The organism is Streptomyces sp. NPDC050535 (assembly GCF_044457665.1).
Lineage (GTDB): Bacteria > Actinomycetota > Actinomycetes > Streptomycetales > Streptomycetaceae > Streptomyces.
This window is the reverse complement of the sequence record NZ_JBITHE010000002.1, coordinates 416,688-443,413: the sequence shown is the minus strand read 5'-3', so window position 1 is coordinate 443,413 and position 26,726 is coordinate 416,688. Positions and strand designations below refer to the sequence as shown.

Here is a 26,726-nt window from a genome sequence, read left to right as displayed (position 1 = left end):
CCCCCTGGGGGCCTAGGAGAGCCCGGCGGCGTTCAGGAGATAGGCCGTCATCGGGTCGTAGTACCGCGGGCTGGTGACGTGGTCGTCCAGCGGGATGGCCACCTGGAGGGTGCCCTCGGACTCGGCGAGGAACAGGGCGGGGTCGTTGCAGTCGGCGTACCCGATGGAGTCGATGCCCTGCTGGCCCGCGAAGCCGGCCCAGCCGTGGTCGGCGACGACCAGGTCGGGCAGCGGCCGGCCCTCCCGCTCCAGACCGCCCAGGATCGCGCGCATCGGCTCGCCCGAATGGGTGTGCCAGAGCGTGGCGCCGTGCTCCAGCATCGCGACGTCCGCGAACTGCATCACGTAGCCCTCGTCGGTCTGGAGCCCGTCAGGGATGACCACGATCTCGCAGCCGGCCGTGCGCAGGGCGGCGGCGGTCGCGCGGTGCACGTCGAGCAGACCGCCCGGGTGCCCGGTCGCCAGGAGCACGATCTGGGCGCCGTCGGCCGCCTTGCGGAGCCGCGCCGCCGCCCGGTCCAGGGCGTCGGCCGTCAGCTCGGGGTCGATGGTGTCCTGCCCGTAGCGGTACTCCGGGTCGTCGTTCACGCCGCAGCGCTCCGCCATCACCGCGAGCACGTCCTGCTCGTCGGTCCAGCGGTCACCGAGCTCGAGACCGAGCCACCAGTTGCGCTCGCCGTTCGCCAGCTTGCGGTAGTGAGAGAGGTTGTTCTCGCGGGGCGTGGCCACATCACCCGCGATACGCGTTCTGACGAGGTGGTCGACGAGCTCTTGGCGGCTGGGGATCCCGGGTATCGGCATAGGTCCATTGTGCCGTCGGCGCCGGTGTGCGACCCGGATGTCCCGAACGCTGGGATACGGGTCACTCGTGAGGGAGGGGTTGTCAGTGCCGTGGTGCAGGATCGGCGCGTCGGCTCTTCGAGGAATGCGGGGATCACTGTGTCGATCACGAACCAGCGGGTGCGGGAGTACGCCTTTCTGAGAGCGCTGTACGGCGACGACTACTACCCGGACCAGGTGCTGGACAAGGGCCGGGCGATCCTGCTGGCCCTGTGCGAGCGGATCGAGACGGAGCGGCCCGCGGACCTGGTCGCGCTGTACGTGCTCACGGAGGCGGCGACGGAGGGGTTCAACGCGCTGGAGGCCGAGTTCGACGCGGCGGGCAGCGAGATCGAGACCGTCGCCCGCGAGGAGATAGCGGAGGACTTCTCGTTCGTCGCCTCCGCCTATGGATTCGCCGACGCCGACGCGGAGGAGCTGGTGGCGGCCCGGGAGTGGTGACACGCGGTCTGCGCGCGGCTTCGACGCCGCGGGATGGGAGGGGGCGGGGCACCAGCGTTCCGCGAGTGCCCCGCGGCGCCGTGTCAGGCGTTGGTGCCGATGTGGAGGGTGCCGTCGGGTGTGGCGGTGGCGTAGGTGCCGAAGATGGCACCGTTGTTGTCGACCAGGCTGCTGACGCTCCAGTTGCCGGTGGTGCCCTTGCGGACCCGGTCCCAGACACCACCGTTGACGACGGCCTCGACATGGAGGTCACCGTTGGGCAGGCCGGCGGAGGAGATCTGCGTGACGGCTCCGCCCGCGTCGATCCGGCTGCTGGCGCCCCAGGTGCCGGTGGCGGCGCGGGTGCGGTCCCACACCTCGCCGTTGACCAGCGCCTGCACGTGCAGGGTGCCGTTGGGCAGGGCGCCGGCCGCGACGTCCTTGACGGCTCCGCCCGCGTCGATGCGGGAGCTGGCGCCCCAGGTGCCGTTGGTGGCGCGGGTGCGGTCCCAGATCTCGCCGTTGACGAGGGCCTGTACGTGCAGGGTGCCGTCGGGCAGCGCGGCCGAGGCGAGGTCGGTGACGGCTCCGCCCGCGTCGATCTTCGTGCTGTTGCTCCAGGTGCCGTTGGCGGCCCGCGTACGGTCCCAGATCTCACCGTTCACGACGGCCTGCACATGCAGGGTCCCGTCTGGCAGCGCGGCGGTGGCGACGTCGGTGATGGCGCCCTGGCCGTCGATCATGGAGCTGGCGCCCCAGGTGCCGGTGGCGGAGCGGGTACGGTCCCAGATCTCGCCGTTGACGAGGGCCTGGACGTGCATCGTGCCGTTGGGGAGACCGGCCGCGGCGACAGCGTTGACGGCGCCGCCCTCGTCGATCAGGTTGGCGGTGGGGTCCCACGGGCCGCCGTCCGGACGCGCCCGGTCCCACACCCGCCCGTGCGGAGTGGCGGTGTCCGTGGAGATCTGGACGTCCAGGTAGTCCTGGTCGATGTTGATCGTCGTACCGCCCCAGGTCTCGTTGTGGCCGCCCGAGTACTGGTGGATCCGCTGGTGGTTGCTCCAGCGCGAGCTGGGCACGACCGGATCGGCGGTGTCGGCGACCCCGTTCCACAGTGCGTCGAAGATGACGTCCGGCATGGTGTAGCCGCTGTAGTTGTCGACCAGGTCCTTGATGCCGGAACTGCTGCTGCTGTAGATCCCGGAGTGGTAACCCCGGGCGTGCAGTTGCTCGGTCCAGGCCGACTCGAACGTCAGCACCTTGGAGGTGTACGACGAGGAGTACGCCTCCATGTCGTAGTACAGCGTCGACCCGGGCCCGAATCCAAGGGCGGTGGCGTTGCTGATGGCGTCGTTCGCGGCCCCGATGCCCTGACTCGCGGGCGAGGTGATGCCGGAGGCCTGCGTGCCGACGTAGATCGGAACGAACCGCCAGCCGTCGTCGGCCTGTTGCTGCACCCAGCTCGCCGTCAGGTTCGGCTGACTGCAGGCACGCTGCGAGCCGCCGATGTAGATGCCCACCGCGCTGTACGGCGAACTCGCCTGCCAGCTGCTCATGGCGCCGGACGAGGGCGCGGCACAGGTGTCGAAGCCCTTGCCGGTGTAGTTGGTGGCGGTGGCGGGCAGGGCGGCCGCGGTGGCCTCCGCCGCGAGGAGCCCCGGGGACTCCTCCGACTCCTGGACACGGGGTGCCGCCGTCGGGACGTCGGCGCCGGTCAGGATGGAGCGGACGAGCGCCGGGTTCGTGTCGTACGTGGCGGTGATGCTCACGTCGGCCGCCTTGGCGCGGTACTCGCGCCCGTCGGGCCTGGCCACGGTGCCTTGCCGGTCCGCCGGGTTGGCGGCGGGCTCGACCAACAGGGCCTCGGTGCGTCCCACGGCGTGGCTGGGGCAGTCCTGGTCGGCGGCCGGCTGCCCGAGGTACACCGCGTGCTGGTCGAACCGTACGCAGGCGGTCGGGTTCTTGGCGAGGTCCACGACCTTCCAGGAGCTCGGTACCGTGAACCGGTGTCCCTGGTAGACCAGTTGCTTCGCCGCGGGTGCCGGCTCCGCCTGAGCGGGAGCACCGCCGAGCGCGGCCAGACCGAGAGTCAGAAGTACGGTGGCCGCGGTCGCTCTTCGGGATCTCCTGCGCCCGGGGCCCTTGTTGCTCCTCGTACGTAATGGCATGCGTGTCCCTACCTCTTGCCGGATTCGGATGTCAGCGGGGGAGAACGATTCGCGCAGCGCCGACCGAGGAACGAAGAAGAGCGCGCGTCAGAAGGGGCGCGCCGAATGTCCTTCGGTGAAATGGAAGGGCGCTACGAGCGCGACCGTGCCGGGGCACGGCGTCGCGAGCGAATCATGGGCGTGGGAAGACGCATCCCCCTGTGCGTCGTCGAGTGCATCCAGGCGGCCTGCTGGGTCGGAGTGGTTCCGCCGGAACTGCCTGATCACCATAGAAGGGGCTGCTGGGGAAGTCGTTCCCAATGGGTGCACAGGGACTTGGCCTCGCGTCTACTCCGCAAGGCAGCCAGGCAGTTCGCTCAGCGGAACCGCCGACTGACCTTCGGCCGGCTCGAAGGCGCGGTCGTCCGTCCCCGCGGTGTGAACTACGGCAGAGAACCACGTCCTGATATCAAGGACCCGGTACTCAATCGCTCCGCAACGCGAACCACAACTCCATCCGTACATCAGGATCGTCGAGGTCCGCCGCCAGCAACGACGTGCAGCGGGCGATGCGTTGGCGGACCGTGTTGCGGTGGACGGACAGGGCGACCGCCGTGCGGTCCCAACTGCCGTGCAGGGAGAGCCAGGTGCGGAGGGTCTCGGTGAGGGCGGCGTTGGCGGCGACGGGCGCGAGGAGGGTGCGGGCGTACGCCTCGGCGTCGGACGGGGGGACGAGGTCGGCGAGCGCGGCGCGCTCGCCGTGCCGGACCAGCGCGGCGCGGGTGGCGCGGGCGCGGCCCAGCGCACGGGCCGCCTGCGTGTCGGCCGCCGTCCACTCGTGCGGTCCGGCGGGCGCGCTGACGCCGCAGGTCCAGTCGGGCTGCGCGGCGACCGCCCGGTCGTCGGGCACCAGGACACGTACGACGTCGCCGTCCGCGTCGACCAGCGTGGAGCCGAGCGCCGCCCCGAGCGCGGACGCGGCGAAGGTGTCCGGCGCGGGGCCGTCCCCGGCGGGCCGCGCGTGCACGACGACCCACCGCTCCCCGCCGCCCAGCAACGGCGCGACGGCCTCCGGCGAGGCCCCGAGGAGCAGCCGCACCAGCGCCGCCGACCGTGCCGCCCCGCTCCCGCTCTGGTGCTCGCCGGTGAGCAGGGAGAGCAGGACCGCCGCGACGGAGGCGATGGTGTGGTCCCCGGGTTCGCGGCCCGGCGCGCCGACCCCGAGCACGAAACCCCGGCCGGCTCCGAGGGCGTAGGCGGCGAGGTGCGTGCCGTCCATGGTGTCCGTGGCGGACGAGGGCGAGGGTGAGCGCGGGGGTCCCGCCCGCGTCCCCGACGGCCGCACGACCCGGGCCAGCGCGGCGAGGGCCTGCTCGGCGGGGGTCAGTCCGGTCGGGGTCTGTCCGGTCGGGGTCTGTCCGGCCGGGGCCTGCTCGGCAGGTGTCTGTCCGGCCGATGCAGCTTGCGCGGCCGATGCAGCTTGCGCGGCCGATGCCGCTTCCGCGGCCGGGGGGCGGACGGCCTGCGTCTGCCCGGCTGACGGCCGCGCGAGCGGCGCCCGCACGGCCGGCGACAGCACGGCGGCCCCCTCCGCCACTTCCGCCTTCACCACCCTCCCCGCGCGCGCCAGCTCCGCCCCCTCCGGCCCGTACAGCACGGTCCAGCCCCCCACCCGCTGGGCGAGCTGCCGCAGCACCGCCGGCACCGGATCCGGGCGGGCGGCGGCCGCGGCGAGGCTCTGCTGGGCCTCCGTCACCCGGCGCAGTTCCGTGTGCCGGGCCTGGGCCATGAGCTGCCAGACCGCGCGGGCGACGGCCGAGAAGGTGGTCCGGGGCGGGACCTCGAGGAGCGGCAGGCCGTAGTTGTCGCAGGCCGCGACCAGGGCGCGCGGGACGGTGTCGTGGACCGGGGCCAGGCCGAAACCGAGGGCCGCGCCCCCCGCGGCGACGATGCGGGAGACGTAGTCGTCGAAGTAGGTACCCGAGCCCGCCGCCTCCGGGATGTGCACCCCGGCGGTGAGCAGCAGCTCGCCGCCCAGCAGATACGGGTACGGGTCCGCCATCTCCGAGGTGTGCGCCCAGTGGATCACCGTGTCCCCCTCGGACGGTCCGGCGATCCGGACCAGGCCGAGATCCTCCCGGGCCAGCAGCGCGGAGAGCGGTACGGGCGGAGTCGGCGGTACGGGCGTGACAGGTGGGGCCGACGCGTCCGGCATGGTGGACGTTCCCTCCATCCGGTTAAGCAGCAATGGATGAAACGTACACTTCAGTGTCTCTTTCCGGCCACCTAGTGTCGTGACCGCCGGCAGCCGCGGGTACGGGCGGATGTCCCCGCGACCAGCCACCGGCCAGAACCCCCAGCTCCCCACCCACCACCCGCACGACACGCCACCGAGCGCCCGGAGGAGACCCCATGGCCGTCGACTACACAGTGATCGTCGTCTATCTGGCCGGCATGCTGGCCATGGGCTGGTGGGGCATGCGCCGCGCCAAGTCGAAGAGCGAGTTCCTCGTCGCGGGCCGGCGGCTGGGACCGGCCATGTACTCCGGGACCATGGCGGCCATCGTGCTGGGCGGCGCGTCCACCATCGGCGGGGTCGGCCTCGGCTACCAGTACGGGATCTCCGGTGCCTGGATGGTCTTCACCATCGGCCTCGGACTCCTCGCGCTGTCCGTCTTCTTCTCCGCCCGCATCGCCCGGCTGAAGGTCTACACCGTCTCCGAGATGCTCGACCTCCGCTACGGCGGCCGCGCGGGAGTCATCTCCGGTGTCGTGATGTGGGCGTACACCCTCATGCTCGCCGTCACCTCGACCATCGCGTACGCCACGATCTTCGACGTCCTCTTCGACATGAACCGCACGCTCGCGATCGTCCTCGGCGGCTCGATCGTCGTCGCCTACTCGACGCTCGGCGGCATGTGGTCGATCACGCTCACCGACATGGTGCAGTTCGTCGTCAAGACCATCGGTGTGCTGCTCCTGCTCCTGCCCATCGCCGTGGTCAAGGCCGGCGGGTTCAGCGAGATGAGGGCGAAGCTGCCCACCGAGTACTTCGACCCGCTGGGCATCGGCGGCGAGACGATCTTCACCTACGTGCTCATCTACACGTTCGGCATGCTGATCGGCCAGGACATCTGGCAGCGCGTGTTCACCGCGCGCAGTGACACCACGGCCAAGTGGGGCGGCACGGTCGCCGGCACGTACTGCCTGGTGTACGCCGTCGCGGGCGCCGTCATCGGTACGGCGGCCAAGGTCATGTACCCGACGCTGCCCAGCGCCGACGCCGCCTTCGCGACCATAGTGAAGGACGAACTCCCGGTCGGGGTGCGGGGGTTGGTGCTCGCCGCCGCCCTCGCCGCCGTGATGTCGACCTCCTCCGGCGCCCTCATCGCGTGCGCCACCGTCGCCAACAACGACATCTGGTCGCGGCTGCGGAGCGGCGCCGGTGCCGGTGCCGGTGCCGGTGCCGGTGCCGGTGCCAAGGACGCTGAGGAGCGCGACGAGGTCCGGGGCAACCGGGTCTTCATCCTGATCATGGGCATCGGGGTGATCTGTACGGCGATCGCGCTGAACAACGTGGTCGAGGCGCTGACCGTCGCCTACAACCTGCTCGTCGGCGGACTCCTCGTCCCGATCCTCGGCGGACTGCTCTGGAAGCGCGGCACCGCGCAGGGCGCGCTCGCCGCCGTCGTGGTCGGCGGCGTCGCCGTCATCGGCCTGATGGCGACGTACGGCATTCTCGCGAACGAGCCCGTCTACTACGGACTGCTCTCCTCGCTCGCCGTGTACGTGATCGTCTCGCTGGCCACGCCCGCGACCGACGCCGCCGTGCTGGCCGCCTGGCGGGAGCGCCTCGCGGGCCGCGGTGCCGAACCCTTGTCCGAACCCGTCCCTGTCCACCAGTAGAGTCGTATCAGCTGCGCTTAGTTGTACTTAGATGGACTTAGCTGTACATACGCGATGGTGCGTAGGAAAGAAGGCATTTCATCATGAGCGGTTACGAGACGCCCCGCGGCCCCGTCGACTCGTCCCGCGTTCCGCGGTACGCGGGGCCCGCGACCTTCGCCCGGCTGCCGCGCCTCGACGAGGTCGGCACCGCCGACGTCGCCGTGGTCGGGGTGCCGTTCGACTCGGGCGTCTCCTACCGGCCGGGCGCCCGCTTCGGCGGCAACGCGATCCGCGAGGCGTCCCGGCTGCTGCGCCCCTACAACCCCGCCCAGGACGCCTCGCCCTTCGCCCTCGCGCAGGTCGCGGACGCCGGTGACATCGCGGCGAACCCGTTCAACATCAACGAGGCCGTGGAGAGCGTCGAGGCGGCGGCCGACGAACTCCTCGGCACCGGCGCCCGGTTGATGACGCTGGGCGGCGACCACACCATCGCGCTGCCGCTCCTGAGGTCCGTGGCCAAGAAGCACGGGCCCGTCGCGCTGCTCCACTTCGACGCGCACCTCGACACCTGGGACACCTACTTCGGCGCCGAGTACACGCACGGCACCCCGTTCCGCCGGGCGGTGGAGGAGGGCATCCTCGACACCGAGGCGCTCTCGCACGTCGGCACCCGCGGCCCGCTGTACGGCAAGCAGGACCTCACCGACGACGAGAAGATGGGCTTCGGCATCGTCACCTCGGCGGACATCTACCGCCGTGGCGCCGACGAGGTCGCCGACCAGCTCCGTCAGCGCATCGGCGGCCGGCCGCTCTACATCTCCATCGACATCGACTGCCTCGACCCGGCACACGCGCCCGGCACCGGGACGCCGGAGGCGGGCGGCATGACCTCCCGCGAACTCCTGGAGATCCTGCGCGGGTTGTCGTCCTGCAACCTGGTCTCGGCGGACGTGGTGGAGGTCGCGCCCGCGTACGATCACGCCGAGATCACCGCGGTGGCGGCCTCCCACACGGCGTACGAACTCACCACGATCATGTCCCGCCAGATCGCCCAGGCCCGTACGGACGGCGACCGGATCACCCAGGCTCGTAAGGACGGCGAAGCGAAGTGACGCACGACCACGACCTGGTGCTCCGCCCCACGGCCGCCCAGACCTCAGCCGCCCTGAACCCGCCCGCCGGGCGCAACGGCGGGGACCTGGTCGTGGAGACCCTCACCGGTCTCGGCGCGACGACCGTCTTCGGCCTGCCGGGACAACACGCCCTGGGCATGTTCGACGCCCTGCGCCGCTCGTCCCTCCAGTACGTCGGCCTGCGCGTCGAGAACAACGCGGGCTTCGCGGCGGACGCCTACGGCCGGATCACCGGCGAGGCGGCCCCGCTGCTGCTGTCGACCGGTCCGGGCGCGCTCACCTCGCTGGCCGCGCTCCAGGAGGCGGCCTCGGCGTCCTCCCCGGTCCTCGCCATCAGCAGCCAGGTCCCGACCGCCGGGCTCGGCGGCGGACGCCACGGCTACCTGCACGAACTCCCCGACCAGCAGGCCTCGTTCAGGGGAGTGGTGAAGTCCGTCCACACGGTCCGCAGCCAGTCCCAGATCCCGTCGGCGATCGCCGCGGCGTGGGAGTCGGCGCTGACCGTGCCGCACGGCCCGGTGTGGGTGGAGATCCCGCAGGACGTCCTCCTCGCCGAGACCGCCCTGCCGGTCGTCACGGCGATGGACGCGACTCCCGAGGACGTCGTCCCGCGCCCCGAACTGACAGCTGTGGCGGCCGACCTGCTCTCCCGTGCCGAGCGCCCCGCGATCATCGCGGGCGGCGGTGTCGTACGGGCGGACGCGTCCGGCAAGCTCCGCCGGCTCGCCGAGAAGCTGAACGCCCCGGTCGTCACCACCTTCGGCGGCAAGGGCGCCTTCCCCTGGGAACACCCGCTCTCCCTCCAGTCCTGGCTGGAGGACCGCCACACCACGGACTTCCTGGAGGACGCGGACGTCCTCCTCGTCGTGGGCTCCGGCCTGGGCGAACTGTCCTCGAACTACCACACGTTCAAGCCCCGGGGCCGCGTCGTCCAGATCGAGGCGGACCTCGGCAAACTGGAGTCGAACCACCCCGCGCTGGGCATCCACGCGGACGCCCGCCTGGCACTGTCGGCGCTGCTGGAGACGGTGTCCGACCGGGCGGACGACACGGCGCCCGAGCGGGTCGCCACGGTGCTCGCCCGGGTCGGCGAGCGCATCGCGGCCCAGGAACTCACCCTGGAACAGGACGTGTTGGCAGCCGTCCGTCGGGCCCTGCCGGCCGGTTCCCCGTCCTTCTGGGACATGACGATCCTCGCCTACTGGGCGTGGTCCGCCTTCGACCCGCGCGGGACGAACACCATGCACTCCGCCCAGGGCGCGGGCGGCCTCGGCTACGGCTTCCCCGCGGCCCTCGGCGCGGCGACCGCCGACCCGACCAGCCCGGTCCTTGCGGTCTCCGGCGACGGCGGCGCGTTGTATTCGATCGCCGAACTGGCCACGGCCAGGCAGTACGACCTGAACGTCACCTGGCTGATCGTCGACGACGGCGGCTACGGCATCCTCCGCGAGTACATGACGGACGCCTTCGGCCAGTCCACCGCGACCGAGCTGTCCCGCCCGGACTACGTGGCCCTCGCGGAGTCCTTCGGGGTGCCGGGCGTGCGCACCACTCCCGAGACCCTGGAGGCGGACCTCTCGAAGGCCCTGGCGACGCCCGGACCCTCGGTGGTGCTGCTCCCGGCGGTACTGCGGATGTTCGCGCCGACGCACCTGGGCTGACGCCGGCGCACCCGGGCCGGCCGCCGCGCCTCGCGCAGCCGGGGTCACCGGGGCAGCGCCAGCTCCGCCCAGGTCGCCTTCCCGGGGCCGTGCAGGCGGGGGCAGAAGCCCCAGCGTTCGGCCAGCGCCTGGATGAGGGTGAGCCCCCGGCCGCCCTCGTCGCCGGGGGCCGCCCGGCGGGGAAGGGGCCGCCGGTCGTCCGCGTCGGCGACCTCCACACGCAGCCGGCCTTCGTACGTCGCCAGCCGCAGACCGATCTCGTGACCGGGCGGGGCACAGGCGTGCCTGAGGGAGTTGGTGATCAGCTCCGAGAGCAACAGCTCGGCCGCTTCGGCCACTTCGCCGTCGATCTGCCAGTGGCTGAGCTGGGCGCGGAGCAGTTGTCGGGCGTGTGGAGCGCTGCGCGGGGTGCGGGGGAGCTGCCAGCTGGCGTCGGTGACGGTGCTGTTGGCGGCGGCTTCGGGCATGGGGGTCCCCTCCTGACCGGGCAGGTTACGGAGGTTGAACTCCCCGCTGGATACGAGGAGTTCAACCGGTCGGACCGTGACTACCAGATCGCCTCGACCCACTCGGGGTGGTCGATGAACGGGTTGCGGTTGTGCTGGTAGGTGTCGTAGATGGCCTGGTTGCGCTTCTCCTCGAAGGCGCTGGGCGGGTCCGCCTCGTTCCACGCCTTGAGAACGGACAACTTGCCGATGTACGGGTTGCTGCCGTTGCCGACCTTCTCGTTGGGTTCGAGGTCGGCCCAGCCGTCGTCGCCCTCGTAGCGCACGGCCATGTAGAGGATCATGCGGGCCACGTCGCCCCGGTCCGCCGCGCGAGGCGCGAAAGAGTCCGAGTCGACAGTGCTGCCGCCGCCGTTGGTGACGGCGCTGCCGCCGTTGTCGAAGTCCAGGTTGCCGCGGATGCTGTTGACCTGGACGTCCGCGGGACGTAGGTGGTGCAGGTCGGTGCCGGGACCGGTCGCCTCGCCGAAGTCGCCGTGCGACTTGGCCCACGTGTGCTCGCGGTTCCAGTCGCCGACGTCGCCGCCGTTGAGGGTCTTGCTGCGCGAGACCCCGCTGTACAGCAGGATCACGTTGCTGCTGTTGTTCGGGTCCTGGTCGGTGACCTTCAGCGCGTTCCAGACCGCTGAGTACGAGATCTTGGTCTGGCTGCTGATGATCGTGTGCAGCGAGGACTTCAGGCTCGTGCCGGTCTTGCCGATCGCGTTCTTGTAGTACGTGCTGTCGTACGCGGTTGTCGTGGCCGCCGCGGGGGTCGCGGTCACGGCGGGGAGGGTGAGGCCGACGAGCACGGCGGACGTGGCCACCGCAAGCGCCTTCCATCTGCCTATCTGCGCAACGGACATGGGGGTGCCCTTTCCCGGGATCGACACGCCGAAGATCGCTGCGCCCGGTTCAACGAGGCCTCGATCTACGCGTGTTGACTTTTTTGATAACCGGGAGCGTGGCATGCCCTGGGGGTCGGCGGTGTAACCAATGAGAGGCTTTTGTGTGACGATATGGAATAGAGAGCAACCCCTGACCGTGAAAACGGTCAGGGGCTGCTTTGATCGAGGGTTTACCCCAACTGGCGCAGGGTTTCCCCTAGTTGACGTCCGACGGGTCGAGCCGGTACAGCGACTGGGTGCTCTGGGTCGCGGTGTCGGTCCCGGATCCGGAATCTGTTCCGGAGCCCGTTTCCGAGCCGGTTTCGGAGCCGGCCCCGGAGCCGGAGGACGACGTGGCCGTGCCGCCGTACTCGCTCTCCTTCACCGCCGTGGCGTTCTTCTCCACCCACGCCGTGACCTCGGAACTGACGGTCGAACCGCCGCCCATCCCGCCACCGCCGCCGCCGAGCTGGATGTAGTGCAGCTCGCCGTTCTTCACCAGCTCTTTGAGCCTGGTGAGCGTCATCGCCTTGTCGGTGCCGGACCAGCCCCACATGGAGATGACCGGCTCCCCGCTGCTGAGAATCAGCGACGCGGCGGTCTGTGAACTGGACACCGCGAGCAGCCACTCGGCGCCGTCCTGGTTCTTCTTCAGGTAGCTGATCAGCTCGCTGCTGGTCTCACCGCCCATACCGCCACCGCCCATACCGCCGCCCGTACCGCCACCGCCGCCGAAGCCGCCGCTGGGCGGCCGGCCAGCGGTGCCGCCCGCCTCGCCGGTCCCGCCGGCGCCGTTCGGAGGCGTACCCGTGCCGCCGCCCTGCTGACCGCCGGGCGCGGTTCCGCCCGGGGCGCCGCTGGGCATGCCGCTCGGCGGCGTACCGGTGCCACCGGCCTGACCGGACTGGCCGCCCTGACCCGCCTGGCCGTTCTGCCCGCCGCCGGGCAGTTCGCCCCCGGCCATGGCGCCGCCGCCCATCCGGCCGCCGCCTCCGCCGCCCCCGCCGAAGCCGCCGCCCGTCGAGGGCCCGGCCGTCGGATTGGTACCGCCCATACCGCCGGCCGTGCCCGCGGGCACCGCCGCGGCGAACGCGGCGGGCCCGGCGACCGAGGCCACGATCGCCGCGGCCACGGAGGCCGCCAGCAGTCGTGCCCGGTTACCGGAGCGGAAGACCAGCAGACCGGCGATCGCCAGCGCCATGACCACCGCGATCGCCGGCCACAGCCAGGTGTTCCAGCCGGAGGCCCGGCGCAGCAGCACGACGGCCCAGATGCCGGTGACCGCCAGGCCGAGAGGCAGCACCCACGCCCACCGCCTGTCCGCCCGGAAGGCGCGCAGCAGCATGACACCGCCGCCTCCGCAGAGCGCCGCGATGCCGGGCGCGAGGGCGGTCGTGTAGTAGGGGTGCATCGTGCCCTCGGCCATGCTGAAGGTGAGGAAGTGGAGCGCGGTCCAGCCGCCCCACAGCACCAGCGCGGCACGCGTCGGGTCGGTGCGCGGGGCGCGCCCGCACAGCACCAGGCCGCCGGCCAGCGCGATGCCCGCGAAGGGCAGCAGCCACGAGATCTGGCCGCCCAGGATGTCGTTGAACATCCGGCCGATACCGGCGGTCCCGGAGAAGCCGCCGCCGCCCTCACCGCCGCCTCCGCCGTTGCCGTCGCCGCCGAAGACCCGGCCGAGGCCGTTGTAACCCATGATCAGGTTCCAGGCGGTGCCGTCCGTCGAGCCGCCGATGTACGGCCGCTCCGAGGCGGGCACCAGCGACACGGCGGCGGGCCACCAGAAGCTGGCGACCGCCAGGGCCACGGCCGCGAGCAGCAGGTTCACGAGCCGCTTCACGAGGCCGAGCCGGGACGCGTACAGGTACACGGCGAAGACGGCGGGCAGCGCGATGTAGCCCTGGAGCATCTTCGTGTTGAACGCGAGCCCGAAGCACACCGCCGAGCCGATGAGCGGCAGCAGCCTGCCGTCCCGCGTCGCGCGCAGGCCCAGCGCCGCGCCCGCCACCATCAGCAGCACGAGCAGCGTGTCGGGGTTGTTGTCCCGGTTGATGGCCACCGTGATGGGGGTCAGCGCGAGGACCAGCGCGGCCACGGTGGCCGCCGCGTGTCCGAAGACCCGCTTCACGGAGGAGTGCAGGATCCAGATGGTGCCGAGCGCGGACGCGATCAGCGGCGCCATCATCTGCCAGGTGCCGTATCCGAGGACGCGGCAGGACAGGCCCATCACCATCAGGACGAAGGGCGGCTTGTCCACGGTCATGAAGTTGCCCGCGTCCAGCGAGCCGAAGAACCAGGCCTTCCAGCTCTGCGTGCCGCTCAGCACGGCGGCGCTGTAGAAGCTGTTGAGGCCCGACGAGGAGAGGTTCCAGGAGTACAGGATCCCGGCCAGCAGCATGATCGCGATCAGTGCGGGGAGTGACCAGCGCGGCGCCTTCTCCGGCGGCCCGGGTGGTGCGGGCGGCGTGGGAGCGGGCGAGTCGGGGGCCACGGGGACGTGGGGGTGTGGGTCGGTGGCAGATGTCACCAGGGCATCGTGCGGCGGGCTGGTGGGCGCGGGCTGTGGTGTACCTGGGTGGCACCTGTGGATCCCGGCAGCGGAGGGTCAGGGTCCGGCAACGGTTCCCCAACATGTTCCTGTTCCGTACAACCATTCGCGCGCGCGGCTGAGTCAAAGGGGCGAGCGTGCAGGGGGCGCGCTCGTATCGGCCGAGGGGATGGGAAGCGTCCATGACTCACCGGACATCCGGCATATCCAGGCGTACCCGTGTGATCGGCGCCGGTATCGGCGCCGGAATGCTCATACCGTTCGTGGCCGCCGTGCCGCCCGCCGCGGCCGCGGCACCGGCGGTCAGCTGTACGTCGGCGAAGGCGGGCCTGGCCACGAAGCTCAAGAGGGACATCACCGCGGCGCTCGCGAACCGTACGGGCACGGTCGCGGTCGGCCTCTACGACCGCAGCACGAAGACGACCTGCTCGCTCAGATCATCCACCGCGTACGACTCGGCCAGCGTCGTCAAGGTCACCGTCCTCGCCACGCTGCTCTGGGACGCCAAGAAGACGAATCGATACCTCACGCAGCGCGAGGCCGACCTCACCAAGGCCATGATCACCAAGTCGGACAACGCCGCGACCACCACGTTGTGGAGGCAGCTCGGCACGACGAAGATCAAGGGCTTTCTGACGGCCGCCGGGATGACTCAGACGAAGCTGGACGCGGACGGACACTGGGGCCTGACCCGGATCACCGTGCGCGACGAGCAGAAGCTCCTCGCGCTCGCCACCGCGAAGAACTCGGTGCTGAGCGACAACGCCCGCGCGTACATCCTCAAGCTGATGGGCCAGGTCATCTCCTCGCAGCGCTGGGGTACGCCGTCGGGGGCGCCGTCCGGAGTCGCCGTGCACGTCAAGAACGGCTGGCTGTCGCGGGCCACGCTCGGCTGGCGGGTGCACAGCGTCGGCACCTTCAAGGGCGGCGGCCACGACTACACGATCACGGTGCTCACCCACGGCAACAGCACCATGCAGTACGGCGTCAACACCATCCAGGCGGTCGCCAAGGTCATCCACAAGGACCTGGCGGCAAGCTGACCTGCTGCCCTCTGTCATTCGATCGAGGCGTTTGACAACGCGGTTCACGGGCGCGCGTGCGCAGCCGGCAAGCGGGCGCGGCCCGCGCCTGAACACCGGATCGGGTGCGGCGGGTTGGGGCATGCTGGGGGTGCGCTCACGCGCTCTACCTCGGTGGCAGGAGGCCGGTCGGTGTTACGCATCCACTTCACGGCGGAGGACCTCGCCCGGACACGGGTGGCCGCGACGATCGGCGTCGCGGCGGAGGTCTACTACAGCCTGGAGCTGCTGAGAGAGAGCCGGGAGCTTCCTCTCTTCCGCACGTGGCGCTCAGCGGTCGCGGGCCGGATGGGAGCCGACACGCGCCCCCTGACGTCCCTGGTTCCGGTGCGCGGTCCCGGGCTCGATCTGCTGGCCCTGATGGGCGATGTGCCCTCTCTGGACCACGCCGTGGACAACCTGCTGCACGCCCCGGTGTCGCGGCTGCGACGCGAGTTCGAGGGTCTCGACTTCCACTCCGGACACCTGCCGTGGGCCAGACGGGTGTCCGAGGGCGACCGTGACGCGCGGCGGGAGCTCGCCGAGGCCGTGCGCGCCTGCCATCGGCTGACCGTGGAGCCCTACTGGAACCGCGGGCGGTCCGGACTGGTCGCGCTGTCCACCCGTTGCGCGAACCTGGTGTTGGAGGGAGGCGTCGACCTGCTGCTGCGTTCGATCTGCGCACCACTGGTCCGCTGGCGTCCGCCGGTGCTCGAAGCCCCCTACCCGCGCCGAGTCGAGGTGCGTCTCCAGGGAAGGGGACTGGTCATCACGCCCACGGTCTTCTCGAAGCCCGCGGTGAGCCTTCTGTGGGACCCGCTCGACACCGCCCAGCCACCCAGACTGACCGTGCCGGCTCTCCGCCGGCCGCTGACCGGTACCGTACCGGCGGAAGCGGACGGGTCCGCCGTGCGGAACCTGGAGTCCCTGCTCGGCCGCACGCGAGCTGCCGCCCTGCATGTGACGGCAGAAGGCTGCACGACGAGCGAACTGGCCCGCCGCCTCAACGTCACGGCCGCGGCGGCCAGTCAGCACGCGACCGTGCTGCGGAACACGGACCTCATCACCACCAGCCGCCGAGGCGGGTCCGTGCTGCACCTCATCACCCCCCTCGGGCTGGCCCTGCTGCGGACCGGTGCCCCGACGGAACCGTGAGGCCCGAGGGCGCCGCGCCTGCCGTCCCGGCCCCCTTTAAGCCGTGACTTAAGAGGTGGGCCGCGGGTGGCCGACCTGCCCAGGATGTGGAGCCGCAACCCGCTCATCCCATCCTGGAGACCGCATGAAGACTCATCTCGCCGCCGCCCTCGGTTCCGTCGTGCTGACCGCGGGCACCTTGCTGGGCGCGCCCGCCGCCGGCGCGCAGACCGCCGCCTACCCGACCACGGCTTTCGACGTCACCTACGGGGCCAGCTACGCCCGCGGCACCCTGACTTGGTTCAACCGGTCGGTCGGGGCCGATGGAACCCTCCGTGCCGTCGGCTGCCGAAGGGCGTGGTTCGGTACGTACGATGCCTCCGGCAACCAGCTCGACGCCAGGAGCACCAGCACCCAGTGCGACACGACATATCCGATCGTGACCACAATCCCCGCGAATGTGCCCGGTGGGGCCGCGTATGTCATCGTCTGCGTCGACGATGCGACCGCGAGCCCGCTCAAGTGCGAGCGTTACAACCGGCCCTGACCGTCAATGAGCCCTGGCGAGCCGTGTGACGGCCTGCCAGGGCTCGGCTGTGCCCGAGCCTCCCGGGTGCACCGGAGGTCACCCGAGTACGCGCTCCCCGGAATTCACGATCAGTTCGCCCGCGCAGAACCAGCCACTGCCTACCGTGTCGCCATGCGCCTGCGAACCGTACTCGCCACTGTCACCGCCGGCCTGGCGGCGGCCGCCACCCTGACCGCCGCCGGGCCCGCCACCGCCGCCCGGGCCCTTGCCGCCCCGGCCGACGCCTGCTCGCCCGCCGTCTCCATCGACAGCTTCTCCGACGCGCTCGACAAGACGACGTACGAGGGAACCTTCGTCGGCAACTTCTCCGCGCTCGCCGTGGACCGCGAGGGGCGGATAGCCGCGGTCTCCGACCGGTCCGCGCTCTTCACCCTCGACGCGAAGACCCTTCGGCCCACCGGCGTCGTCCCGCTCGCCGACGAGAACGGCGCCGCGCTCGACTCCGAGGGCCTGGTCGTCGACAGGGACGGCACGCGCCTGGTCTCCTCCGAGACCGAGCCCTCCGTACGCCGCTACTCCCGCGACGGCAAGATCCTGGACCGCCTGCCCGTGCCGGACGCGCTCAAGGTCGCCCCCGCGGGCCGCGCCACCACGAACCAGACCTTCGAGGGCCTGACCCTGCTCCCGGGCGGCCACACCCTCCTCGCCGCGATGGAGAACAGCATCAGCGGCGACACCACCGGCATCGTCCGCTTCCAGACCTGGGACCGGAAGACCTCCCACAGGTCCTTCCGCCTCGGTGACCAGTACGGCTACCGCACCGACACCGGTCTCGGCGTCTCCGAGGCCACCGCCACCCCCGACGGCCGCCTGCTCGTCCTGGAGCGCGGCTTCACCGCGGGGGTCGGCAACACCGTCCGCCTCTACCTGGCGGACCCGCGGCGCGCCACCGACACCGGTGACGTCGCGGCGCTGACCGGCCAGGACGGCGTACGGCTGGTCAAGAAGACCCTTCTCGCGGACCTGGTGAACTGCCCGTCACTGGGTGCCACGGCCAAGCAGCCGCAGCCCAACCCGCTCCTCGACAACATCGAGGGCCTGACGGTCACCGGCGGCACCAAGAGCCGGCTGAGCCTCCTCCTGGTCAGTGACGACAACCAGAACGCGGCCCAGATCACCCGTTTCTACTCCCTGCGGGTCCGCCTGCCGTAGGGCCCGATTGTTGCGGAGGGATGAAATCCGCTTCGCTGGGCGTTGGTGCCTTCCGGACGACTGAGATCTACGGAAGGCACCCGCGTGGCAGCGCAAGGGGGATGGGCACGGCGACTCGCCGGGTACGCGTGGCGGCACCCGAAGGAGGTCGTGCTCGCGCTCGGGTCCTCGCTGGCCGGCATGGCCGTGCTGGCGCTCGTCCCGCTGGTCACCAAGGTGATCATCGACGACGTTGTCGGGAACCACACCAGGGACATGGCCCCCTGGGCGGGCGCGCTGATCGCCGCCGCCGTCGTCGTGTACGTCCTCACCTACATCCGCCGCTACTACGGCGGCCGGCTCGCCCTCGACGTCCAGCACGACCTGCGTACCGAGATGTACGCGACGATCACCCGGCTCGACGGCCGCCGCCAGGACGAGCTGTCCACCGGGCAGGTCGTCGGCCGCGCCACCAGCGACCTCCAGCTCATCCAGGGCCTGCTCTTCATGCTCCCGATGACCATCGGGAACGTGCTCCTCTTCCTGATCTCGCTCGGGATCATGGCCTGGCTGTCCCTCCCGCTCACCCTCGTCGCGCTCGCCGTCGCCCCCGCCCTCTGGGTCGTCGCCCGACGCAGCCGCTCCAGGCTGCACCCCGCCACCTGGTACGCGCAGGCCCAGGCCGCCGCCGTCGCGGGTGTGGTCGACGGCGCGGTGAGCGGCGTACGCGTGGTGAAGGGCTTCGGGCAGGAGGAGCAGGAGACCGGGAAGCTCCGGGAGGTCGGGCGCCGGCTCTTCGCCGGGCGGCTGCGGACGATCCGGCTGAACGCCAAGTACACCCCGGCCCTCCAGGCCGTTCCCGCCCTCGGCCAGGTCGCGATGCTCGCGCTCGGCGGCTGGCTCGCGGTGCGCGGGCAGGTCACGCTGGGCACGTTCGTCGCGTTCTCCTCCTACCTCTCGCAGCTCGTCGGGCCCGTGCGCATGCTCGCCGTGGTGCTGACCGTCGGACAGCAGGCCCGCGCCGGTGCCGAGCGGGTGCTCGAACTCATCGACACCGAGCCGTCGATCAAGGACGGCACGAAGACCCTGCCGGCCGACGCGCCCGCGACCGTCGAGTTCGACGACGTGTCCTTCGGATACGAGGAGGGACGGCCGGTTCTCGACGGGCTGAGCTTCGAGATCCGGCCCGGCGAGACCCTCGCCGTCGTCGGCTCCTCCGGCTCCGGCAAGTCGACCGTCTCGCTGCTGCTCCCGCGGTTCTACGACGTGACGCACGGCGCCGTTCTCGTCGGCGGCCACGATGTGCGCGAGCTGACGGCCGAGTCGCTGCGGGCCGCGATCGGGCTCGTGCCCGAGGACTCCTTCCTCTTCTCCGACACCGTCCGCGCCAACATCGCCTACGGCCGCCCGGACGCCACCGACGAGGAGATCGAGAACGCCTCCCGCGCCGCCCAGGCGGACCGGTTCATCACCGAACTGCCGCACGGCTACGACACCAAGGTCGGCGAGCACGGCCTCACGCTCTCCGGCGGCCAGCGCCAGCGCGTCGCCCTCGCCCGCGCCATCCTCACCGACCCCCGCCTGCTGGTCCTCGACGACGCCACCTCCGCCGTGGACGCCCGGGTGGAACACGAGATCCACGAGGCCCTCGGCCAGGTCATGGCGGGCCGCACCACCCTCCTCATCGCGCACCGCCGCTCCACCCTCAACCTCGCCGACCGCATCGCCGTCCTCGACGACGGGCGCCTCGCGGACATCGGCACGCACGACGAACTCCAGGCGCGCTCCCCGCTGTACCGGCGGCTGCTGACGGACCCGGACGAGCTGGGCGGCGTCTCCCCGGGACACGCCCTGCCCGCCGTGCCGCGGGAGGACACCTCCGTACGGGACGAGCTGGACGCCGAGTTCGACGCCGAGCGCGGGGTCACCCCGCGGCTGTGGACCGGCGACCGCGAGCCCAAGGACACCGCGCTCGCCGGGATGCCCGCCACCCCCGAACTCCTCACCCAGGTCGAGGCGTTGCCGCCGGCCACCGACACCCCCGGCATCGACGAGGCGCGGGCGGTCACGCCGGAGGAGTCGTACGGACTGCGGCGGCTGCTGCGCGGCTTCGGGGCGCCCCTGCTGATCAGCCTCGGGCTCGTCGCCGTCGACGCCGGTATGAGCCTGCTGCTGCCGGTGCTGATCCGGCACGGCATCGACCAGGGTGTCTCCGAGGTCGCGCTCGGCGCGGTCTGGGTGGCGGCCGGTCTTGCGCTGGTCACCGTGCTCGCCCAGTGGGCGGCGCAGATCGGCGAGGCGCGGATGACCGGCCGGACCGGCGAGCGGGTCCTGTACTCGCTCCGCCTGAAGATCTTCGCGCAGCTCCAGCGCCTCGGACTCGACTACTACGAGCGGGAGTTGACCGGGCGGATCATGACCCGGATGACGACGGACGTGGACGCGCTGTCCACGTTCCTGCAGACCGGGCTCGTCACCGCCTTCGTCTCCGTCGTCACCTTCTTCGGCATCCTGGTCGCGCTCCTGGTGATCGACGTACAGCTCGCGCTGGTCGTCTTCGTGACCCTTCCGGTGCTGCTCGTCGGCACGTTCTTCTTCCGCCGGGCGAGCGTGAAGGCGTACGAACTCGCCCGCGAGCGCGTCTCGTCGGTCAACGCCGACCTCCAGGAGTCGGTCTCCGGGCTGCGGATCCTCCAGGCGTTCCGCCGCGAGGGCTCGGGCGTGCGGCGGTTCACGGAGGGCAGCGACAGCTACCGGCAGGCGCGCAGGCGCGGGCAGTGGCTGATCTCCGTGTACTTCCCCTTCGTACAGCTGCTGTCGTCGGTGGCAGGGGCGGCCGTGCTCGTCGTGGGCGCGCACCGCGTCGACGCCGGGACGCTCACCACCGGCGCGCTGGTGGCCTACCTCCTCTACATCGACCTGTTCTTCGCGCCCGTGCAGCAGCTCTCGCAGGTCTTCGACGGCTACCAGCAGGCGACCGTGTCGCTGGGCAGGATCCAGGAGCTGCTCCAGGAACCGACCTCGACGAAGGCGGCGGTCAAGCCGCTGGAGGTGCGTTCCCTGCGGGGTGACATCGCCTTCGAGGACGTCGACTTCGCCTACGGGGACGACGAAGAGGCCCTGAGTCAGGTGTCGTTGACCATCCCCGCCGGGCAGACCGTCGCCTTCGTCGGTGAGACCGGCGCGGGCAAGTCGACGCTGGTGAAGCTGGTCGCGCGCTTCTACGACCCGACCGGCGGGCGGGTGACCGTCGACGGCACGGACCTGAGGTCACTGGAGCTGACCTCCTACCGGCACCGGCTCGGCGTCGTCCCGCAGGAGGCCTACCTCTTCCAGGGGACCGTCCGGGACGCCATCGCCTACGGCCGGCCCGACGCGACCGACGCCCAGGTGGAGGCCGCCGCCCGCGCGGTCGGCGCGCACGACATGATCGCCACGCTGGAGGGCGGCTACCTCCACGAGGTCGCCGAGCGCGGCCGCAACCTGTCCGCCGGGCAGCGCCAGCTGATCGCGCTGGCCCGCGCCGAACTCGTCGACCCCGACGTCCTGCTTCTCGACGAGGCCACCGCCGCCCTGGACCTGGCGACGGAGGCGCTGGTCAACCAGGCCACCGACCGGATCGCGGGCCGCCGTACGACCCTGGTCGTCGCGCACCGCCTGACGACGGCAGCCCGCGCGGACCGGGTCGTGCTGATGGACCACGGACGGGTCGCCGAGGACGGCACCCACGAGGAGCTGCTCGCCCTGGACGGCCGGTACGCCGCGCTGTGGCGGACGTTCGTCGGCGCGGCCGAGCCGGGGGAGTCCGAGCCCGTCGGGCACCCGGCCTGACCTCTTCGTGCCCCCGGGTGACCACCGCGCAACCATTCGACCCGTCTCGTGCGTCCGTACACCAGTACGCACATGACCCGGTATGGGAGGGGCGACTGTGGACAGTGGGGCGATTCGCCGACGGGCGGCGCTCGGTCTGGCCGTGCTGAGCACGGCCGGGCTGCTGGCGCTGGTGAGCCCGGGCGCCGCGGAGGCCGCCGCGTCGTACTGCGCGGGGCGCGAGGTCCGCAAGCTGCCCTTCTCGACCGGGACCGTCCGTGTCTACAAGAGCGGCGGCTACATCTGCGCGGTGACCTTTCCGAAGAGGCAGGGGGCCCGGAAGCAGATGTCCGTCAGCGTGCAGGCGCGCGGCAGCCGGCCGGCCGTCGACAAGGGAGTGTTCTCGCACCACGCGGGCCCGGCGAAGGTGCACGCCGGGCGGCGCTGCGTGCTGGTCAAGGGTTCCGTCGGCCGGGGAGCGGTGAACTCCGGCTGGATTCTCTGCTGACCGGCCCGGATTCTCCGCCGATTCATCGCATACCCACAGGGTTCGCCCAATCACCCCTGGTGTCACGCGAGTTGCTCCGCTAGGTTCCGGCGGACATCTGCGTAACTCCAGGGGAGGGTGCATGCGCAAGGCGCTCAGATGGCTGCTGGCGCTCACAGTGCTCATCGGCACGTTGAGCACGGCCGGGGCGGCCACCGCCGCCCAGCCGGAGGCCACCACCAGTACGGCAAGTGCGGACATACTGGACCGACTGCTCGCGATACCCGGGATGAGTCTGGTCCAGGAGAAGCCGTACACCGGCTACCGCTTCTTCGTCCTCAACTACACCCAGCCGGTCGACCACCGGCACCCGTCCAAGGGCACGTTCCAGCAGCGCGTCACCTTGCTGCACAAGGACACCTCGCGCCCGACGGTCTTCTACACCGGCGGCTACAACGTCTCCACGACCCCCGGCCGCCGCGAGCCGACCCAGATCGTGGACGGCAACCAGGTCTCGATGGAGTACCGCTTCTTCACTCCGTCCCGGCCCGAGCCGGCCGACTGGTCCAAGCTCGACATCTGGCAGGCGGCGAGCGACCAGCACCGTATCTTCAAGGCCCTCAAGCGGATCTACGACAAGAAGTGGATCTCCACGGGCGGCTCGAAGGGCGGCATGACCGCCACGTACTACGAGCGCTTCTACCCGCGCGACATGGACGGCGTCGTCGCGTACGTCGCCCCCAACGACGTGGTGAACAACGAGGACTCGGCCTACGACCGCTTCTTCGCCACCGTCGGCACCAAGGAGTGCCGCGCCCGGCTGAACGCCGTGCAGCGCGAGGCGCTGGTGCGCCGTGAGCCGCTGGAGAAGGTGTACGCGGCGTACGCCGCCGAGAACGGGTTCACCTTCACCACGGTCGGCAGCCTCGACAAGGCGTACGAGGCGGTCGTCCTCGACTACGTGTGGGGCTTCTGGCAGTACAGCCTGCTGGCCGACTGCGACTCGATCCCGGCCGACGCGGTGAACGCCACGGACGAGGAGATCTGGACCTCCATCGACACGATCTCCGGCTTCTCCTTCTACACGGACCAGGGCCTGGAGCCGTACACGCCGTACTTCTACCAGGCGGGCACCCAGCTGGGCGCGCCCACCATCAAGTTCCCGCACATCGAGAAGCGCCTGATCCGCTACGGCTACCAGCCGCCGCGGAACTTCGTGCCGCGGAACATCTCCATGAGGTTCCAGCCGTCGGCGATGCGTGACGTGGACGCGTGGGTCAGGAACAACGCCGACCACATGCTGTACGTCTACGGCCAGAACGACCCGTGGGGTGCCGAGCGCTTCCGCCTCGGCAGGGGCGCCCACGACAGCTACGTCTTCACGGCGCCCGGCCTCAACCACGGCGCGAACGTCGCGGGGCTCGTCGCCGACGAGAAGGCCCTCGCCACGGCCCGCATCCTGAAGTGGGCGGGCGTCGCCTCGGCGACCGTCCAGGCGGACCCGTCGGCGGCCAGGCCGCTCGCGAAGTTCGACGCGAAGCTGGACCAGCGCGACGTGGAGCGCGAGCCCGCGTTGCGGCCGTAACTCCTGTGCTGTGCCCGCCCGTTGACCAGTGCCCGCAAAGCACTACACCGGGCGGGCGCAGCCCACCGGCTCGGTGCCGCCGAGCTGGACGTACAGGTCGGTGGCGGCCGGGCACTGCGCGCGGCTCCCGACCGCCGACGTCACCCTGTACTCCGGTGCCTTCTCGCCCTTGCCGTCGCACGCGGTCTCGCGGACCTGGCCGCTGCCGGAGCTGTAGACGCAGTCACCGACGACGGTACGGGGGCCTCCGCCGCCGCCCGGGTCGCCCGGGTGCGGGGGTTCCAGCTTGCGCATACAGGCGTAGCCCTGCGGGACCGCGCCGTCGCCGTCCTCGTCGGAGGCGGGCCGCGTCTCGCTGATGTGCAGGACGAAGTCCGTGTGCGCGGGGCAGGCGGGGCCGTCCGCGACCTTGCCGTCGTAGCGGGCGACGACCCGCGCGGCCGCCCGTTCGCTGGTGCATCGCACCTCGGTGAAACTGGTCGTCCCGAAGGAACTGCACTCGTCGACGCCGAGGAACACCGCGCCGTAGCCCGTGGGCCGCATCGGCGCCGTGACCCCGGAAGAACCGGACGCCGAGGGCTCGGCGCGCCCGGACGAGGTCGACAACGCGTCACAGCCGGTGAGTACCGGCACCGCCAGCGCGCACGCCAGCGCACCCGCCGGCAATGTTCCCAGCACGGAACGTGCAATCCGCATGGCTCGCATGGCAATCCCCCCGACACCTCCGCCCAGCGTGACCCGCGACAGCGGGCCACGCCAGGCGTACGGGGGGCTTTGCGTCACTTGGGGGCGGTGCGCCGGGTGTGCTGCGTACGCGTCATACGTCGGATGGCCCGCCCCGTGCGACATCCCCTGTCCGACTAGTACCTCAACCCGTACCCGACCGGGTACAGCACCCGCGCCGGATCGTCCGCCCGCTGCACCGGCACCGGCAGCTCGCCCCGCGGCTCCGCGCGGCCCGCGATCACCCGGGCCGCCGCGCGCAGTTCGACGTCGGTCCAGGAGTACGCCGCCAGGAAGGCCGGAACGTCCGGGAGTTGGGCCACGTCGTACGGGTTGCGGATGGCGACCGCGATCACCGGGACGCCGGTGGCGAGGAGTTGCGCGACCAGGGTCTTCTGCGAACTGGTCGCCGACACGTTGTACGTCCCGACGACCACCGCGTCCGCGTCGCCGGCCGCCGTGACCGCGCGGGCGATCGTCGCCGCCGAGGGCGCGGTGCCGGTGGACAGCGCCGTCGCCGAGAAACCCAGCTCGGTGAGTGCGCCGGCCAGGACGGTGGTGGGCGGCCCGTCGCTGCCTGACGGGGAGGCCGGGTCGGCGCCCACCACCAGCACCCTGGGTGAGCGGCGCCGGGAGAGCGGCAGCAGGCCCTCCTCGTTGACCAGCAGGGTCGTGGTGCGCTCGGCGATCCGGTCGGCGGCCCTGAGATGCCCGGCCGTGCCGACGGCGCGGTCCACTCCGGCGTTGCTGACGTACGGGTCCCTGAGCAGTCCCAGCTTCGACTTGAGACGCAGGACGCGCAGGATCGACTCGTCCAGGCGCGCCTCGGTCAGCTCGCCGCCCTGCACGGCCTTGAGTACGGCGTTCCAGGCGGTGTCGATGGAGGGCGGGTTGAGGAGCTGGTCGACACCGGCCTTGAGGGCCAGCACGGGGACGCGGTCGTCGCCGTACTTCGTGCGGACGCCCTCCATACCGAGCGAGTCGGTCACGACAAGGCCGTCGTAGCCCAGTTCGCCGCGCAGGATGCCGGTGAGGATCGTCGGCGAGAGGGTGGCCGGGTCGCCGGAGTCGTCGAGGGCCGGGACCATGATGTGCGCGGTCATGATCGAGTCGATGCCGGCGCGGATGGCCGCCCGGAACGGCGTGGCGTCCAGGGTCTCCCACAGCTCACGGCTGTGCGTGATGACCGGGAAGCCGTAGTGGCTGTCCACGGCGGTGTCCCCGTGGCCCGGGAAGTGCTTCGCCGTGGCCGCGACTCCGGCGCCCTGGTACCCCTTCACCTGCGCGGCGACCAGCCCCGCCACCGCGTCCGGGTCGGCGCCGAGGGAACGTACGCCGATCACCGGGTTGGCCGGGTTGACGTTCACGTCGGCGACCGGGGCGTAGTCCTGGCGGATGCCGAGCGCGTGCAGTTCGGTGCCGGAGATCCGGCCCGCCGTGCGGGCGTCGTCCCGTGACCTGCCCGCGCCCAGCGCCATCGCGCCCGGGAGCAGCGTCGCGGGCTTGCCAACCCGTGCCACTATCCCGTGCTCCTGGTCGGTGGAGATGAGCACCGGCAGCCCGCGGGGCTGGTCCAGGGAGGCCCGCTGGATCCCGTTCGAGAGAGCCGCGATCTGGTGCGGATCACGGGTGTTGTGCGCCCAGGCGAAGTAGATGATCCCGCCGACGCGGTACTTGGCGATCAGCTCCGCGGCCGTCCTGACGCCGATCTCCTTGAGGTTGGCATCGATGTCGGCCTGGTCGGGCGCGGTCGCCGAGTGCCCGTACACCCGCATCACGAAGAGCTGTCCGACCTTCTCCTCCAGCGTCATACGGGAGATGAGCCCGCGGAGTCTCTTGTCGTCGTGCGAGTCGGCGTACGCGCTGGTGCCGGCGGCGAGGGCGGTGGTGACGCCCGCCGTGGCGGCGAGAACGGTACGTCTGGACGGTCGTGCCGTGCTTCCCGTACTGGAGTCGCGCACGTGGCGCTCCTTCCCTGATGAAGGAAACTTCCGAGGAGTCACGAATATCCGGGAAGTTTCTTCCAGTCAAGGGTGCGCACATCAACGCGCGGCGGGCCGCGCTGGGGCCGTCACCGGCGCTGTTGGAGGGGGGCACGCCGGTGACGGCATGCTGCCGGCCGAGGGCGGAGGAGAGGGAAAGTCAGCTTTCGCAGCCAGCAGCGAGGCCGACACCGCACCACGGAGACTCACCCGAC

The 26,726-nt window shown here is 71.3% G+C and carries 19 protein-coding genes; 11 read left to right on the top strand and 8 right to left on the bottom strand.

From position 1 onward, the window contains the following. Positions 1-12 precede the first annotated feature (12 nt). On the bottom strand, positions 13-801 hold the full coding sequence (locus ACIBLC_RS06915; RefSeq protein ID WP_399209674.1) for a phosphatase: 789 nt from the start codon (positions 799-801) through the stop codon (positions 13-15). 138 nt (positions 802-939) lie between these two features. Here ACIBLC_RS06915 and ACIBLC_RS06910 point away from each other — a divergent pair, with 138 nt between their 5' ends. Next, complete coding sequence (locus ACIBLC_RS06910; RefSeq protein ID WP_399209673.1) at positions 940-1,281, top strand: DUF5713 family protein; 342 nt, start codon at positions 940-942, stop codon at positions 1,279-1,281. 83 nt (positions 1,282-1,364) lie between these two features. Here ACIBLC_RS06910 and ACIBLC_RS06905 read toward each other — a convergent pair whose 3' ends face one another. Next, positions 1,365-3,428, bottom strand: a complete 2,064-nt coding sequence (locus ACIBLC_RS06905; RefSeq protein WP_399209671.1) for a glycoside hydrolase domain-containing protein — start codon at positions 3,426-3,428, stop codon at positions 1,365-1,367. Between the two features lie 463 nt (positions 3,429-3,891). Beyond that, the gene (locus ACIBLC_RS06900) at positions 3,892-5,640 is read right to left on the bottom strand and encodes a PucR family transcriptional regulator (protein ID WP_399209894.1); all 1,749 of its coding nucleotides are present in this window, start codon (positions 5,638-5,640) and stop codon (positions 3,892-3,894) included. A 179-nt stretch (positions 5,641-5,819) separates the two neighbouring features. Between ACIBLC_RS06900 and ACIBLC_RS06895 the strand changes: the two genes are divergently transcribed. From ACIBLC_RS06895 to ACIBLC_RS06885, 3 genes are all read left to right on the top strand, one after another. Then, positions 5,820-7,313, top strand: coding sequence for a sodium:solute symporter (locus tag ACIBLC_RS06895; protein WP_399209670.1), 1,494 nt, complete (start codon positions 5,820-5,822; stop codon positions 7,311-7,313). An 83-nt stretch (positions 7,314-7,396) separates the two neighbouring features. After that, on the top strand, positions 7,397-8,407 hold the full coding sequence (speB, locus tag ACIBLC_RS06890; RefSeq protein ID WP_399209669.1) for an agmatinase: 1,011 nt from the start codon (positions 7,397-7,399) through the stop codon (positions 8,405-8,407). After that, entirely contained in the window at positions 8,404-10,089 is a 1,686-nt protein-coding gene (locus ACIBLC_RS06885) for a thiamine pyrophosphate-binding protein (protein WP_399209667.1), read from the top strand. Before speB ends, ACIBLC_RS06885 begins: the two co-directional genes overlap by 4 nt. 44 nt (positions 10,090-10,133) lie before the next feature. On the opposite strand, the gene ACIBLC_RS06880 is transcribed toward ACIBLC_RS06885, so the two are convergent. From ACIBLC_RS06880 to ACIBLC_RS06870, 3 genes are all read right to left on the bottom strand, one after another. Then, entirely contained in the window at positions 10,134-10,556 is a 423-nt protein-coding gene (locus ACIBLC_RS06880; RefSeq protein ID WP_399209666.1) for an ATP-binding protein, read from the bottom strand. Positions 10,557-10,636: 80 nt separating this feature from the next. Next, on the bottom strand, positions 10,637-11,440 hold the full coding sequence (locus ACIBLC_RS06875; RefSeq protein WP_399209664.1) for an endonuclease I family protein: 804 nt from the start codon (positions 11,438-11,440) through the stop codon (positions 10,637-10,639). 238 nt (positions 11,441-11,678) lie between these two features. After that, positions 11,679-13,988, bottom strand: coding sequence for an ArnT family glycosyltransferase (locus ACIBLC_RS06870; RefSeq protein ID WP_399209662.1), 2,310 nt, complete (start codon positions 13,986-13,988; stop codon positions 11,679-11,681). 203 nt (positions 13,989-14,191) lie between these two features. On the opposite strand from ACIBLC_RS06870, the gene ACIBLC_RS06865 reads away from it, so the two are divergent. From ACIBLC_RS06865 to ACIBLC_RS06835, 7 genes are all read left to right on the top strand, one after another. Next, positions 14,192-15,052: a serine hydrolase gene (locus tag ACIBLC_RS06865; RefSeq protein ID WP_399209661.1), complete on the top strand. Its 861-nt coding sequence runs from the start codon at positions 14,192-14,194 to the stop codon at positions 15,050-15,052. A 171-nt stretch (positions 15,053-15,223) separates the two neighbouring features. Continuing rightward, positions 15,224-16,225 carry an ArsR/SmtB family transcription factor gene (locus ACIBLC_RS06860; RefSeq protein ID WP_399209660.1) on the top strand — a complete coding sequence of 334 codons (1,002 nt, stop codon included), beginning with the start codon at positions 15,224-15,226 and terminating at the stop codon, positions 16,223-16,225. 124 nt (positions 16,226-16,349) lie between these two features. Next, positions 16,350-16,751 (top strand): hypothetical protein, encoded by a 402-nt coding sequence (locus ACIBLC_RS06855; RefSeq protein WP_399209658.1) that lies wholly within the window; start codon positions 16,350-16,352, stop codon positions 16,749-16,751. A 153-nt stretch (positions 16,752-16,904) separates the two neighbouring features. Further along, on the top strand, positions 16,905-17,945 hold the full coding sequence (locus ACIBLC_RS06850) for an esterase-like activity of phytase family protein (RefSeq protein ID WP_399209657.1): 1,041 nt from the start codon (positions 16,905-16,907) through the stop codon (positions 17,943-17,945). Between the two features lie 84 nt (positions 17,946-18,029). After that, positions 18,030-21,755: an ABC transporter ATP-binding protein gene (locus ACIBLC_RS06845; RefSeq protein ID WP_399209655.1), complete on the top strand. Its 3,726-nt coding sequence runs from the start codon at positions 18,030-18,032 to the stop codon at positions 21,753-21,755. 97 nt (positions 21,756-21,852) lie between these two features. Then, positions 21,853-22,242: a hypothetical protein gene (locus ACIBLC_RS06840; protein WP_399209654.1), complete on the top strand. Its 390-nt coding sequence runs from the start codon at positions 21,853-21,855 to the stop codon at positions 22,240-22,242. A 121-nt stretch (positions 22,243-22,363) separates the two neighbouring features. Continuing rightward, on the top strand, positions 22,364-23,806 hold the full coding sequence (locus ACIBLC_RS06835) for a S28 family serine protease (RefSeq protein ID WP_399209653.1): 1,443 nt from the start codon (positions 22,364-22,366) through the stop codon (positions 23,804-23,806). Between the two features lie 42 nt (positions 23,807-23,848). On the opposite strand, the gene ACIBLC_RS06830 is transcribed toward ACIBLC_RS06835, so the two are convergent. Further along, positions 23,849-24,502: a hypothetical protein gene (locus tag ACIBLC_RS06830; RefSeq protein ID WP_399209652.1), complete on the bottom strand. Its 654-nt coding sequence runs from the start codon at positions 24,500-24,502 to the stop codon at positions 23,849-23,851. Between the two features lie 164 nt (positions 24,503-24,666). Further along, a complete protein-coding gene (locus tag ACIBLC_RS06825; RefSeq protein WP_399209651.1) occupies positions 24,667-26,490 on the bottom strand; it encodes a glycoside hydrolase family 3 protein in 1,824 nt (607 codons plus the stop codon). Positions 26,491-26,726: the final 236 nt, after the last annotated feature.

Excerpts from the sequence above, each read along its gene's own strand:
- ACIBLC_RS06915 (WP_399209674.1), bottom strand. The coding sequence starts at position 801 with ATGCCGATACCCGGGATCCCCAGCCGCCAAGAGCTCGTCGACCACCTC.
- ACIBLC_RS06905 (WP_399209671.1), bottom strand. The coding sequence starts at position 3,428 with ATGCCATTACGTACGAGGAGCAACAAGGGCCCCGGGCGCAGGAGATCC.
- ACIBLC_RS06900 (WP_399209894.1), bottom strand. The coding sequence starts at position 5,640 with ATGGAGGGAACGTCCACCATGCCGGACGCGTCGGCCCCACCTGTCACG.
- ACIBLC_RS06895 (WP_399209670.1), top strand. The coding sequence starts at position 5,820 with ATGGCCGTCGACTACACAGTGATCGTCGTCTATCTGGCCGGCATGCTG.
- speB (WP_399209669.1), top strand. The coding sequence starts at position 7,397 with ATGAGCGGTTACGAGACGCCCCGCGGCCCCGTCGACTCGTCCCGCGTT.
- ACIBLC_RS06880 (WP_399209666.1), bottom strand. The coding sequence starts at position 10,556 with ATGCCCGAAGCCGCCGCCAACAGCACCGTCACCGACGCCAGCTGGCAG.
- ACIBLC_RS06875 (WP_399209664.1), bottom strand. The coding sequence starts at position 11,440 with ATGTCCGTTGCGCAGATAGGCAGATGGAAGGCGCTTGCGGTGGCCACG.
- ACIBLC_RS06865 (WP_399209661.1), top strand. The coding sequence starts at position 14,192 with ATGACTCACCGGACATCCGGCATATCCAGGCGTACCCGTGTGATCGGC.
- ACIBLC_RS06855 (WP_399209658.1), top strand. The coding sequence starts at position 16,350 with ATGAAGACTCATCTCGCCGCCGCCCTCGGTTCCGTCGTGCTGACCGCG.
- ACIBLC_RS06850 (WP_399209657.1), top strand. The coding sequence starts at position 16,905 with ATGCGCCTGCGAACCGTACTCGCCACTGTCACCGCCGGCCTGGCGGCG.
- ACIBLC_RS06835 (WP_399209653.1), top strand. The coding sequence starts at position 22,364 with ATGCGCAAGGCGCTCAGATGGCTGCTGGCGCTCACAGTGCTCATCGGC.
- ACIBLC_RS06830 (WP_399209652.1), bottom strand. The coding sequence starts at position 24,502 with ATGCGGATTGCACGTTCCGTGCTGGGAACATTGCCGGCGGGTGCGCTG.